Annotated in this window: 9 protein-coding genes; 7 read left to right on the top strand and 2 right to left on the bottom strand. The window is 69.1% G+C overall.

Annotation, left to right across the window (positions count from 1 at the left end; all coding sequences use genetic code 11):
* Positions 1–33 precede the first annotated feature (33 nt).
* Positions 34–1,803 (top strand): N-acyl-D-amino-acid deacylase family protein, encoded by a 1,770-nt coding sequence (locus tag KCG34_RS02480; protein WP_211938823.1) that lies wholly within the window; start codon positions 34–36, stop codon positions 1,801–1,803.
* Here the strand turns inward: KCG34_RS02480 and hutC are convergent.
* Together hutC and KCG34_RS02470 are read right to left on the bottom strand one after the other, a co-directional pair.
* Entirely contained in the window at positions 1,800–2,534 is a 735-nt protein-coding gene (hutC, locus tag KCG34_RS02475; protein ID WP_249138189.1) for a histidine utilization transcriptional repressor HutC, read from the bottom strand. The genes KCG34_RS02480 and hutC overlap by 4 nt on opposite strands.
* Complete coding sequence (locus KCG34_RS02470; RefSeq protein WP_249138188.1) at positions 2,531–3,895, bottom strand: formimidoylglutamate deiminase; 1,365 nt, start codon at positions 3,893–3,895, stop codon at positions 2,531–2,533. Before KCG34_RS02470 ends, hutC begins: the two co-directional genes overlap by 4 nt.
* 104 nt (positions 3,896–3,999) lie before the next feature.
* On the opposite strand from KCG34_RS02470, the gene hutI reads away from it, so the two are divergent.
* The 6 genes from hutI to KCG34_RS02440 all read left to right on the top strand — a co-directional run bounded on the left by hutI (position 4,000) and on the right by KCG34_RS02440 (position 13,357).
* Entirely contained in the window at positions 4,000–5,205 is a 1,206-nt protein-coding gene (gene hutI, locus KCG34_RS02465) for an imidazolonepropionase (RefSeq protein WP_211938821.1), read from the top strand.
* Positions 5,202–5,993 carry a phytanoyl-CoA dioxygenase family protein gene (locus tag KCG34_RS02460; protein ID WP_211938820.1) on the top strand — a complete coding sequence of 264 codons (792 nt, stop codon included), beginning with the start codon at positions 5,202–5,204 and terminating at the stop codon, positions 5,991–5,993. The genes hutI and KCG34_RS02460 overlap by 4 nt, the downstream gene beginning before the upstream one ends.
* 14 nt (positions 5,994–6,007) lie before the next feature.
* Positions 6,008–7,549, top strand: a complete 1,542-nt coding sequence (hutH, locus tag KCG34_RS02455; RefSeq protein WP_211938819.1) for a histidine ammonia-lyase — start codon at positions 6,008–6,010, stop codon at positions 7,547–7,549.
* Positions 7,549–8,382: an N-formylglutamate deformylase gene (gene hutG / locus KCG34_RS02450; protein ID WP_211938818.1), complete on the top strand. Its 834-nt coding sequence runs from the start codon at positions 7,549–7,551 to the stop codon at positions 8,380–8,382. The genes hutH and hutG overlap by 1 nt, the downstream gene beginning before the upstream one ends.
* An 18-nt stretch (positions 8,383–8,400) precedes the next feature.
* Positions 8,401–10,068, top strand: a complete 1,668-nt coding sequence (gene hutU / locus KCG34_RS02445) for a urocanate hydratase (RefSeq protein WP_211938817.1) — start codon at positions 8,401–8,403, stop codon at positions 10,066–10,068.
* Positions 10,069–10,276: 208 nt separating this feature from the next.
* A complete protein-coding gene (locus tag KCG34_RS02440; protein WP_211938816.1) occupies positions 10,277–13,357 on the top strand; it encodes a M16 family metallopeptidase in 3,081 nt (1,026 codons plus the stop codon).
* Positions 13,358–13,413: the final 56 nt, after the last annotated feature.

Raw genomic sequence — 13,413 nt, 5'->3', positions numbered from 1 at the left:
TGACCTACGCTCCACGCAAGATTCAGGCCAGCCATGTACGATCGGATCATACGCTCCGCCACCGTAGTCGACGGCACGGGAGCCGAGCCGTTCACGGCCGATGTGGCGATTGCCGACGGCATGATCGTCGAGGTCGGCAAAATCTCGGCCGCCGCCCATGAAACGATCAACGCCGACGGCCTGCTCCTGACTCCCGGCTGGGTGGACATTCACTCGCACTACGACGGCCAGATCACCTGGGACAGCCAGCTTGCCCCGTCCTTCTGGCACGGCGTCACCACCACCATCATGGGCAATTGCGGCGTCGGCTTCGCCCCGGTCAAGCCGGATCGGCGCGAGTGGCTGATCGGCCTGATGGAGGGCGTCGAGGACATTCCCGGTACGGCCCTGTCCGACGGCATCCAGTGGGAATGGGAGACCTTCCCGGAATACCTCGACGCCTTGCGCGCCCGCTCGTTCGCCATCGATGTGGGCGCCCAGACCACGCACGGAGCCCTGCGCGCCTATGTGATGGGCGAGCGCGGCGCCATGAACGAGCCCGCGACGCCGGAAGACATCGAGGCCATGGCCGCCCTGGTGCGCGAAGGCCAGCGGGCCGGCGCCTTCGGCTTTTCGACTTCCCGAACCGTGATCCACCGCGCCACGGACGGCGAGCCGGTGCCCGGCACCTACGCCACGGTCGAGGAGCTGACCGCCTTCGCCCGGGCCCTGACCGACACCGGCGGCGGGGTGATGGAGGCGGTCACCGCGGGGCTGCTGGGCGAGGACATCACCGCCCCGCCGCACGAACTGGCCTGGATGAACCAGATCTCGGCCGCCACGGGCTGCCCGATCACCTTCCTGTGCGGCCAAAACCATGTTCAGCCCAACTGGTGGCGCGACCAGTTGCAGGCCTGCATCGAGGGCCGTGAGCGCGGCGCCCAGGTGACGCCCCAGGTGTTCTGCCGCTCGATCGGCATCGTGGTCTGCCTCCGAAGCCGCCACCACCCTTTCATTCATTCGGAAGCCTGGCTCAGCCTGTCAGACCTGCCGCACGAGGAACGTGTTCGCCGCCTGAAGACCGACGAGGCGTTGCGCACGGCCGTGACCGGCCAGGGCATGAACAATATCCTGGGCGCCGTGGGCGGCTTCAGTCAGTGGAACGGCATCTATCCCCTGGGGACCAACCCCAACTACGAGCCGGAGCCCGCGACCACCATCTCGGCCATCGCCAAGCGCGAGGGGCGCGACCCGCGCGAGGTTGCCCTGGACATTCTCTTGGAGAACGAGGGCGAAGGCTTCCTGCACCGGCCGATCATGGGCTACGCCAAGGGCTCGCTGGACCCGACCTACGAACTCCTGGCCAGCCCATACACTGTGCTGGGCGGCGGCGATGGCGGCGCCCATGTGGCGACCATCTGCGACGCCGGAGCGCCGACCTTCTTGCTGACCCATTGGGTGCGCGACCGCAGCCGCGGCCCGCGCCTGACGCTGGAGCACATGGTGCGCAAGCAGACTTGGGACGCCGCAAAGCTCTACGGCATCAATGACCGCGGGCGCATTGCGCCGGGGCTTCGCGCCGACATCAACCTGATCGACTTCGACCGCCTGGGCTATCGCCCGATCCGCATGCTCAACGACCTGCCCAGCGGGGCCGAGCGGCTGATGCAGAAGGCTGACGGCTATGTCATGACCATGGTCAAGGGCGAGGTGATCCAGGCTGAAGGCGAGGACACGGGCGCCAGGCCCGGGCGATTGATGCACCGCGAAGCGGTCGGCGGGACCGGCCGCGGCGGCGGCAACCACGCAAGCTTCCGCGCCTAGCCGGCTCCCGGCGTGAAGCGGGCCACGAGGTCGTAGGCGTCGCCTGGGAACAGCTGGCGCACGTAGGTCACACCCTCGCCCACCCGCCAGGTCCAGCGGCGCACGCACAGGCAGGCGTCGGAGGGGCGGACTTTGAGCTGGCGCGCGTCGGCGCGGTCGGGGTTGACCGCCGAGATGCGATGCTCGGCCTCGGTCCAGGGCACGTGGCGCAAGAGCCAGCCGCCGGGCGAGGTCTTGGCGAAATCGACCTCGGCCGCCGATGGCGCGACATCCAGGCTCAGCAGCCGGTGCTCCAGGGCCAGCGGCTGGCCGTCGGCCAGATGCAGGCAGCGGATCTCCAGGCACGGGCCCCCACCCAGCCGCGACTCGTCGCTGTCGGCCGGGTCGATGCGGCGAACGTTGCTGGACAGGAGGGCATAGCCATAAGCCTGGCCGCGGCGCGTGACCTCGGCCTCGATGTCCAGGATCTCCAGCACCGCCGACTGGATGTGCTGGCGGGCCACGAACGAGCCGGCGCGCCGGCGGCGCTCGATCAGCCCGGCGGAGGCCAAGGCGGAGACCGCCTTGTTCACGGTGGCGCGGGCGCAGCCATACTGCTGGGTCAGTTCGTGCTCGAAGGGGATGCGAAAGCCCGGCGGCCAGGCGCCCGAGCGGATCTTGTCCTCGATATCGGCGGTGATCCGCTGGTGCAGCGCCCGCTCGCCCACCGCGATGTCGATTGCAGAGTTCAATCCGCCAGCACCTTTTCCAGGGTCCGCCGATAGCGAGCGGCGATGGGCTCGGCCGCCACGTGCCGGCCGCCTTCGACCACCTTGCGGCCACGACGCCAGACCCGGTCGACCGCGCCCGGCCGGGCGGCGAAGATCCAAGCATCCAGCAGCTCGTCGCCCCTGCGGCCGATCAGCGACGGGCTCTCTGCATTCAAACTTACAACGTCGAGCGGCGCACCGACGGCGAGCCCCTCCCCGCTGACACCCAGGGCCTGGGCGCCCCCCGCAAGCGCACCGTCGAACAGGGTCCGCCCCGTCGAGGTTCCCGCGCCGCCGGCCAGGACGTTACGGGCTCTGCGCGTCAGCCTTTGGGCATATTCCAGGGTGCGAAGCTCCTCAGCGGCCGAGATCAGGATATTGGAGTCGCTGCCGACCGCGAAGGCCCCGCCGGCGGCCAGATAGCGATCGGTCGGAAACACGCCGTCGCCCAGATTGGCCTCGGTCACCGGACAGATGCCGGCGACAGCGCCGGTCCGCGCCAGGGCCCCCGTCTCGGCCTCTGTCACATGGGTGGCGTGCACCAGGCACCAGCGGGCGTCGGCGCCGGCCTCGTCCAGCAGCCACGCCACCGGCCGCCGGCCGGACCAGGCCAGGCAATCCTCGACCTCGCGCACCTGCTCGGCGATGTGGATATGCATCGGCGCATCGCGGAAGACCTGAGACACCAAGGCCAGCTCATCCGGCGTCACGGCGCGCAGGGAATGCGGCGCGACCCCCACCACAGCGTCGGGCAGCCCGGCGCAGGCCGCCTTGGCCGCTTGAGCCAGCTTCGCAAAGCGATCCGGATCATTGATGAAGCGGCGCTGGCCGTGGCTGGGCGGCGCGCCGCCGAAGCCGCTGTGGGCATAAAACACCGGCAGCAGGGTCAGGCCGATCCCCGTGGCCGAGGCCGCCGCGGCGATCCGCGCGGACAGTTCGGCCGGGTCGGCATAGGCGTGGCCGTCCAGGTCGTGGTGCAGGTAGTGGAACTCGCCCACCCGGGTGAAGCCGCCTTCGAGCATCTCGGCGAAGGCCTGGGCGGCGATGGCTTCCACATCGTCCGGGTTCAGGCGGTCGACGAAGCGGTACATAACCTCGCGCCAGCTCCAGAAATCGTCGTCGGTATGCCCGCGCGCCTCGGCCAGACCCGCCATGCCGCGCTGAAAGGCGTGGCTGTGGATGTTGGGCAGGCCCGGCAGGCCGATCGGAACGCGCTCGTCGCCCTGCTGCGGTTCAGCACCGATTTCGACCGCCGCGATCTTTCCGCCGGCCTCGGCCATCCGCACCCGATCGGCCCAGCCGCCAGGCAGAAGCACCGTCTCGAACCACAAGGCGCCGGTCACGCGCGTCTCCTTCTGTTCGAGCCCATCGTGCCAGACTTGAATATTATGTCTAGACATATTTGGCGATTTGACCCAGCATGAGTCCATCGGATCACGAGGTGCGGATGCGCTGCGATCGACTCTGGAAAGGCGCGAGACTGGCGACCCTGGCGGCGGATCGCCCGGGACTCGGCGTGGTCGAGGACGGCCTTGTCGCCGCTTTGGGCGGCCGCATCCTTTACGCGGGGCCAGTGGCCGAAGCGCCTGCGATCGACGCCGCCGAGACCATCGAATGCGACGGCCGCTGGATCACCCCCGGCCTGATCGACTGCCATACCCATCTGGTCTATGGCGGCGACCGGGCGCACGAGTTCGAGCTGCGCCTGGCCGGCGCCTCGTATGAAGAGATCGCCCGCGCCGGCGGCGGCATCGTCTCCACGGTCGCGGCCACGCGTGCGGCCAGCGAGGCCGAGCTGGCCGCGAGCGCCCTCGCCCGCCTCGACGCCCTGATCGCCGAGGGCGCCACCACGGTCGAGGTCAAGTCCGGCTACGGCCTGGCCCTCGAACACGAGCGCAAGCAGCTCAGGGTCGCGCGCAGCCTGGGCGATGCCCGGCCGGTCACCATCCGCACCACGTTCCTCGGCGCTCACGCCCTGCCTGCCGAAGCCACCGGCGACAAGGACGCCTATATCGAGAAGATCGCGAGCGAGATGCTGCCGGCCATCGCGCGCGAAGGCCTGGCCGACGCCGTCGACGCCTTCTGCGAGGGCATCGCCTTTTCGCCAGAGCAGGTCCGCCGGGTGTTCGAAGCCGCCCGCGCCCACGGCCTGCCGGTCAAGCTGCACGCCGACCAGCTCTCCAACCTGCATGGCACGGCCCTGGCGGCCAAATTCGGCGCCCTCTCGGCGGACCATCTGGAGCACACCGACGAGGCCGGGGTCGCCGCCATGGCCGCTTCGGGCGTCGTCGCGGTGATGTTGCCGGGCGCCTACTACTTCGTGCGCGAGACCAGGCTGCCGCCGATCGCGCTCCTGCGGCGGCATGGCGTGCCCATGGCCCTGGCCACCGACAGCAACCCTGGCACCTCGCCCCTGACCTCCCTGCTGCTGACCATGAACATGGGCGCGACCCTGTTTCGTATGACCGTCGAGGAGTGCTTGGCCGGCGTGACCCGAGAAGCCGCCCGCGCCCTGGGCCTCCTGGCCGAGACTGGCGCGCTGGAGGCCGGCAAGGCCTGCGATCTTGCCATTTGGGACATCGAGCGGCCGGCCGAGCTGGTCTACCGGATGGGGTTCAACCCACTTCACACCCGTGTCTGGAGGGGCCAGTGACCACGCCTGCCGAAGATTTCGCCCGAGATGGCGCCGTCTGCCTCAGGGGCGTGATCCCGCCCGACCTGATCGCCCTCCTGCGCGAGGGCATCGACGCCAACCTGGCCGAGCCTAGCCCACGGGCCAAGGTCGCCAGCCGCCCGGACGATCCCGGCTATTTCGTCGAGGATTTCTGTAACTGGCGGGACAATGACGCCTACCGGCGCTTCATTTTCGAATCCCGCCTGGGCGAGATCGCAGCCGACCTGATGGGATCCAACTCGGCCCGCCTCTATCACGACCACATGCTGACCAAGCTGCCCGGCACGCGCCAGCCGACGCCGTGGCACCAGGACCAGCCCTACTACAACATCGACGGCCGGCAGAACTGCAGCTTCTGGATCCCGGTCGATCCGGTCAGCGAAGCCTCGACCTTGCAGTTCGTCGCCGGCTCGCACCTCGGCCCCTGGCTGATGCCGCGCAGCTTCATGGACGACCAGGCCCGCTGGTTTCCGGAAGGCAGCCTGGCCGACCTGCCCGACATCGAGGCCGATCGCTCGGCCTGGCGCATCCTCGGCTGGCCGCTGCAGCCGGGGGACGTGGTCTGCTTCCACATGCTGACCCTGCACTATTCCGCCGGCGCCGACGCCCGCCGCCGAGTCTTTTCCGTGCGCTTCCTGGGCGACGACATCACCCACGCTCCGCGCGCCTGGACCACCTCGCCGGACTTCCCGGGCCTGGAGGCCGAGCTGCCGCCCGGCGCGCCCATGGACCACCCCCTGTTTCCGATCGTCTGGCCGCAAGGCTGAATGGAGCTTTTGTCTTGACCGAGATCACCCTTCGCCCTGGCGAGGTTTCCTTGGCGCAATGGCGCGCCATCTATCGCGGCGCAAGCGTCCGGCTGGACCCCGCCGCCAACGCCGTGATCGCCGAGAGCGCCGCCGCCGTGACCCGTATCCTGGCCAAGGGAGAGCCGGTCTATGGCATCAACACCGGCTTCGGGAAGCTGGCTAGCGTGCGCATCGGCGACGCGGACCTCGCCACGCTCCAGCGCAACATCGTCCTGTCCCATGCCGCGGGAACGGGCCCGGCCACGCCCGCCCCGATCGTCCGGCTGATGATGGCCCTGAAGCTCGGCAGTCTGGCCCAGGGCGCCTCGGGCGTGGCTCCGGCCACCATGCGGCTTTTGGAAGCCATGCTGGCCAAGGGCCTGACGCCCGTCGTACCGGCCCAGGGCTCGGTCGGCGCCTCGGGTGATCTGGCGCCCCTGTCGCACATGGCGGCGACCATGATCGGCCATGGCGAAATCCAGATTGGCGATCGCCGCCTGCCTGCCACCGAGGCGCTGGCCGGCGCGGGCCTGGAGCCGGTCACCCTGGGCCCCAAGGAGGGCCTGGCCCTGCTGAACGGCACCCAGTTCTCCACCGCCAACGCCCTGGCTGGCCTGTTCGAGGCTGAGCGCCTGTTCGGCTCCGCGCTGATCACCGGCGCCCTGTCCACCGAAGCCGCCAGGGGCTCGGACACGCCCTTCGATCCGCGCATCCACACCCTGCGCCGGCACAAGGGCCAGATCGATGCGGCCCGCGCCCTGCGTGAGCTGATGGCCGGATCGCAGATCCGCGCCTCGCATCTGAAGGGCGATGATCGGGTGCAGGACCCCTATTGCCTGCGCTGCCAGCCGCAGGTGATGGGCGCGGCCCTGGACGTGCTGCGCCAGGCCGCCGCCACCCTGGCCACCGAGGCCAACGGCGTCACCGACAATCCGTTGATTTTCCCCGAGGCTGACGAAGCCCTGTCCGGCGGCAACTTCCACGCCGAGCCGGTGGCTTTCGCCGCCGACATGATCGCGCTCACCCTCTGCGAGATCGGCTCCCTGTCCGAGCGGCGCATCGCCATGCTGGTAGACCCGGCCCTGTCCGGCCTGCCCGCCTTCCTGACCCCCAAGCCCGGCCTCAACTCCGGCTACATGATCCCGCAGGTCACCGCCGCGGCCCTGGTCTCGGAGAACAAGCAGCGCGCCTATCCGGCCAGCGTCGATTCCATCCCGACCTCGGCCAACCAGGAGGACCACGTGTCCATGGCCGCCCACGGCGCCCGGCGCTTGCTGGAAATGGCCGACAACGCCTCCGCCGTGGTCGGCATCGAGCTCCTGGTCGCCGCCCAGGGCTGCGACCTGCAGAAGGACCGCACGCTCAAGTCCAGCGCGCCCCTCGAAGCCGTCCGCGCCGCCCTCCGCGCTGAGGTCGCTTTCATGGAGGACGATCGCCACATGCATCCCGACATGCAGGCGGCCACGGCCATGGTCCGCGACGGCCGGGTGATCGCGGCGGCCTCGGCCGTGACCTTGCCGGAGCTGACCCCCTGATGAGCGCGCATCCCGACTGGCTGCAGGTCACCCGGGGCGACGCCCCGCTGATCGTCAGCTTCCCGCACACCGGGACCGAGATCCCGGCGGAGATCGAGGCAAAGCTCGTCTCGCCCTGGCTGGGCCGAAAGGACGCCGACTGGTGGATCGACCGGTTGTACGATTTCGCCGGCGGCCTCGGCGCGACCCTGGTCAGGACAACGATTTCGCGCACGGTGATCGACGTGAACCGCGATCCCAGCGGCGTCTCGCTCTATCCCGGCCAAGCGACCACCGAGCTTTGCCCCACCACCACTTTCGACGGCGAACCGCTCTATCGGGACGGCCAGGCGCCTGATGAAGCCGAGATCGCCCGCCGTCGCCAAGCCTGGTTCGATCCCTATCATGCCACCCTCTCGGCCGAGATCGCCCGCCTGCGCGCCGAGCACCCGGTCGTGGTGCTCTACGAAGCCCACTCGATCCGCTCGCTGATCCCGCGCCTGTTCGACGGTCCCCTGCCCAACTTCAATATCGGAACCAATAGCGGCGCCAGCTGCGACGCCGCCCTGACGACCGCCGTCGAGGAAGCCTGCGACGACAGCGGCTTTTCCCGCATCACCAACGGCCGCTTCAAGGGCGGCTACACCACACGCCACTACGGCCGCCCGGAGACCGGCGTGGACGCTGTCCAGATGGAGCTGGCCTGCCGCGGCTATATGGTCGACCCCCAGGCCCCGCCGACTGAGGCCGACTGGCCGACGCCCTATGATCCGGAACGCGCCGCCCCTATGCGCGCCGCCCTGACTCAGGTGCTTCAGGCCTGCCTGTCCTTCGCCCGTTCCCGCCAATCCTGACCGCCAAGCGAGCCCACAATGACCCGCCTCGACAATACCCGCGTGATCCGCGCCGCCCACGGCGCCGAACTGCAGACCAAGAGCTGGCTGACCGAAGCCCCCTTGCGCATGCTGATGAACAACCTGGACCCTGACGTGGCCGAACGCCCCGAGGAATTGGTGGTCTATGGCGGCATCGGCCGGGCCGCCCGCGACTGGGAGAGCTTCGACACCATCTGCGCCACCCTGAAGCGGCTGGAAGACGACCAGACCCTGCTAGTTCAGTCCGGCAAGCCGGTGGGTGTGTTCCGCACCCATGCCGACGCGCCGCGGGTCCTTATCGCCAATTCCAACCTGGTGCCGCGCTGGGCGACCTGGGACCATTTCAACGAACTGGATAAGAAGGGCCTGGCCATGTACGGCCAGATGACCGCCGGCTCGTGGATCTACATCGGCAGCCAGGGCATCGTTCAGGGCACCTACGAGACCTTCGCGGAGCTGGGCCGCCAGCACTACAACGGCGACCTCGCCGGCCGCTGGATCCTGACCGCGGGCCTCGGCGGCATGGGCGGCGCCCAGCCCCTGGCGGCGGTGATGGCCGGCGCCTCGTGCCTGGCCGTGGAATGCCAAGCTTCGCGCATCGAGATGCGCCTGCGCACCGGCTATCTCGACCACATGGCCCAGACCCTCGACGAGGCCCTGGCCATGATCGACGAGGCCTGCAAGGCCAAGAAGGCGATCTCGGTCGGCCTCCTGGGCAACGCCGCCGACATCTTCCCTGAACTGGTCCGCCGCGGCGTGCGCCCGGACGCGGTCACCGACCAGACCTCAGCCCACGACCCTATCAACGGCTATCTGCCCAAGGGCTGGAGCCTGGACCAGTGGGCCCGCCTGCGCGAAACCGACCCCAAGGCGGTCGAGACCGCCTCGCGCAAGTCCATGGCCGAGCACGTCAAGGCGATGCTCGACTTCCACAGGATGGGCGTGCCCACCGTCGACTACGGCAACAACATCCGCCAGATGGCGCTTGAGGAAGGGGTCGCCGACGCCTTCGATTTCCCGGGCTTCGTGCCGGCCTATATCCGCCCGCTGTTCTGCCGCGGCATCGGCCCGTTCCGCTGGGCGGCCTTGTCCGGCGATCCGGAGGACATCTATCGGACCGACCAGAAGGTCAAGGAGCTGACCCCCGGGAACAAGCACCTGCACAACTGGCTCGACATGGCGCGGGAGAAGATCCACTTCCAGGGCCTGCCGGCGCGGATCTGCTGGGTGGGCCTCGGCGACCGCCATCGCCTCGGACTCGCCTTCAACGAGATGGTGGCCAGGGGCGAACTGAAGGCCCCGATCGTCATCGGCCGCGACCACCTCGACTCCGGCTCGGTCGCCTCGCCCAACCGCGAGACCGAGGCCATGATGGACGGCTCGGACGCCGTTTCCGACTGGCCGCTGCTGAACGCCCTGCTCAACTGCGCTTCGGGCGCCACCTGGGTCTCGCTGCATCATGGCGGCGGGGTCGGCATGGGCTTCTCGCAGCACTCCGGCATGGTGATCTGCTGCGACGGCACCGAGGCCGCGGCCAAGCGCGTCGAGCGGGTGCTGTGGAATGACCCGGCCACCGGCGTCATGCGCCACGCCGACGCCGGCTACCAGATCGCCATCGACTGCGCCCGCGAGCAGGGCCTGGACCTGCCCGGCATTCTCGGCTGAGGCTAGATCACGATGAAATCGGATCGAATCGATCCGATTTCATAAAACGTGATCGATTCTCAAAGTTTGGAGCGGGATGCGGGCGGAAAGCCGCTTCGCACTTTTCCTCATCCCGCTCCGGCGCCGGCTACCGCTGCGACGCCATAGCGATTGCCCGACGGGGCGCGGCGGCCGATGATGCCGCCGCGTCCTTGTTCGGGGATCTGGTTTGCATCGTTTCGTCCTGGAGCGGCTTGGCCGGCTCCTCGCTTTCTGCGCGATCCTCGGCCTCTTCGGCGGGGTTGCTGCGGCGCGCGCAGCCACAGCGCCGGCCTGGCCGCAGGCGAAGAGCGACCTGCCGGCCGATCCGCAGATCCGCTTCGGCGCCCTCGCCAACGGCATGCGCTACGCGATCCTGCGCAACACCACCCCCAAGGGCCAGGTCTCGATCCGCTTCCGCTTCGACGTCGGCTCGCTGAACGAGGCCGACAGCGAACAGGGCCTCGCCCATCTGCTCGAGCATATGAGCTTCCGTGGCTCGACCCATGTGCCCGAGGCCGAGGTCTGGCCCAGCCTGCAGCGCCTTGGCGTCCAGGTCGGCGCCGACGCCAGCGCCTACACTCAGGAAACCCAGACCTTCTATCTGATCGAACTGCCTAACGCCCGGCCCCAGACGCTCGACTTCGGCCTGGCGCGCATGCGCGAGACGGCCAGCGAACTGACCATCGATCCCAAGGCCCTGGAGACCGAGCGCGGCCCGGTGCTGTCGGAGGAGCGGCTGCGCGACACACCCGATCTCCGGGCGCTGATGCAGCAGCGCGCCTTCTTCTACCAGGGCCTGCTGCTGCCCAGGCGGGCGCCGATCGGAAAGACCGAGATCGTCAGCCATGCCTCCGCCGATCAGGTCCGCGCCTTCTACCGGGCATACTATCGTCCCGAACGCGCAACCCTGATCGTGGTCGGGGATATCGACCCGACGACGGTCGAGACCCGCATCAAAGCCCATTTCGGCGACTGGAAGGCGGCAGCTCCGGCCCGCCCCCAGCCCGACCTCGGCGCGCCCGCCGCTCAAGGGCCGGACGCCAAGGTGGTGGTCGACAGCAAGATGTCGCGCTCGATCCAGGTCGCCTGGGTCGCCCCTTATGCCGGCCCCGTGCTGACGAGCGCTGACCTGCGGCGTGAAACGCTGCAGACCATCGCGTTCGGCATCGTTGGGCGCCGTTTCCGAGTGCTCTCCGACGGTGCGGCCCCGCCGTTTATGGACGCCGGTCTGACCAGCCATGACCAAGGCCGCTCGGCCCGGCTGACCTTACTGGCGGTCGACGATTCTCCACGCCGCTGGAAAAGCGCGCTGGAGGCCGCCGACACCGTGCGCCGCCAGGCCATGACCTATGGCGTCACTCAGGATGAGGTCGATCTACAGGTGAGCCAGATGCGCGCCGGGCTCGAAACCCTGGCCGCCGGCGTCGACACTCTGAGTTCGCCCTCTCTCGCCCAGGCGATCATGCGGTCGGTCGACGAGGGTCGGGTGTTCCTCGGCCCCGTCGAGCGCCTGGCTCGCTTCAACGCCGACGTCAAAGGCCTATCAGCCGCCGACGTCACCGCGGCTCTCCGCAGCGCCTTTTCCGGCGCGGGTCCCCTGGTGTTCATCTCCAGCCCGGCCGCGATCGAGGGCGGAGAGCGCGCTGTGCGCAGCGAATGGGCCCGGATCGATTCCGAGCCCCTCGCCGCCCCCGTGCAGCAGGCCAAGGCGGTGTGGCCATACACCCAATTTGGAACCGCAGGCGAAGTCGCCGAGCGAAGACATATCGCCGACCTCGACGTCACGCAGGTGGTGTTCAAGAACGGCGTCCACTTGACCATCAAGCCGACGAAGTTCGCCACGGACCAGGTCCAGGTCGGCGTCGCCGTCGGCCATGGCCTGCTGGACCTGCCCATGGACCGCTCCAGCCTGCGCTGGGCAGCGGACTCGGGGGCCTTCCTCACCGGCGGGCTCGGCCGGCTCGACCTCGACGCCATGCAGCGCGCTTTGGCTGGCCGCATCTATTCCGTCGGCTTCAATGTCGCCGAGGACCATGCGGAATTGTCCGGGGTCACTCGTGAGCAGGACCTGGACACTCAGCTCCAACTGCTGACCGCCTACCTGATCGATCCGGGCATGCGGCCCGAGGCGTTCGAGCGCGTGCGCCAGCTGGCTGCACCCACAATCAACAACCAGAACGCCTCACCCGGCGGGGTCATGCAGCGCCAGCTGGGCTTTCTGCTGCACACGGGCGATCCGCGCTGGGCGCCGCCTACGCAGGTCGATGTGGCCACCGCCCAGCCCGGTGAAATGAAACGGATGTTGACCGGCCTGCTTGGCGGCGGCCCGATCGAGGTCACAATCGTCGGCGACGCATCCGTTGACCGGGTTATCGCCGCCGTCGCCGCCACGTTCGGCGCCTTGCCGCCACGCCAGGAGACCGACGCGCCGCCTGCCTCTACGCTGGTCCGCTTTCCCGACAGCGCGGCGCCCCCCCTTGTCCGTCGCCACGCCGGCCGCGACGACCAGGCCCTGTTCGCGATGGGATGGCCGGTGGCGGACGCTCGCGGCGATCTGCAGACCCCGCGCGACCTGCGCATCCTGGAGCAGGTCATCAAGTCGCGGCTGTTCAACCAGTTCCGGGTCGAGGACGGCGCCGCCTACGAGGCCGAGACCTATCTCGAGACCTCCCAGACTTTTCCCGGTTACGGCTATATCCTGGCCTATGCCGAGGCGCCGCCCGACAAGGCCGTCCTGTTCTACGAGACGCTGGACAAGATCGCCGCCGACCTGCGCCAGACCCCGATCTCGGCCGACGAACTCGAGCGCGCACGCCAGCCGCGGGTCGAGCTGTTCGCCAAGGCGCAGCAGAACAACGGCTATTGGCTGAACGCCCTGACCGGCGTCAGCCGAGACGCGCGGCGTCTTGACGTTCTGCGGTCCACCATTCCCGACCTGCAGCATGTCAGCGCCGAAGATGTCCAGCGCATGGCCCGGACCTATCTGGTGGACGACCATGCCTGGCGGCTCAATATCGAACCGCGCGCCAGGGCCGGCGCCAGGCCCGCCCGCGCGACGGGGGTCGCCAAGCTGGACTGCGCCCGGACCGGCGACGACCGCTTGGCCGACTGCCGGGTGGTCAAGGAGACGCCGGCTGGCCTTGGCGTCGGCGCCACCGCCCTGATCATGACCCCGAGCCTGAAATTCGACCCCAAGACCGCCGCCCCTACCCAGGATGGGCGGGTTGAACTCGATTTGCGGGTCACGGCGCCCGACAGCGAGCCGTAAGCCGATATTTGCTTCTTGCGCAGCCTTGATGCAGATCAGCGCGCTGTCTCGGCGAA

Source organism: Phenylobacterium montanum (assembly GCF_018135625.1).
Classification (GTDB): Bacteria; Pseudomonadota; Alphaproteobacteria; order Caulobacterales; family Caulobacteraceae; genus Poindextera; species Poindextera montana.
The sequence above is the reverse complement of the archived record's forward strand: the minus strand, read 5'-3'. Positions and strand labels throughout refer to the sequence as shown.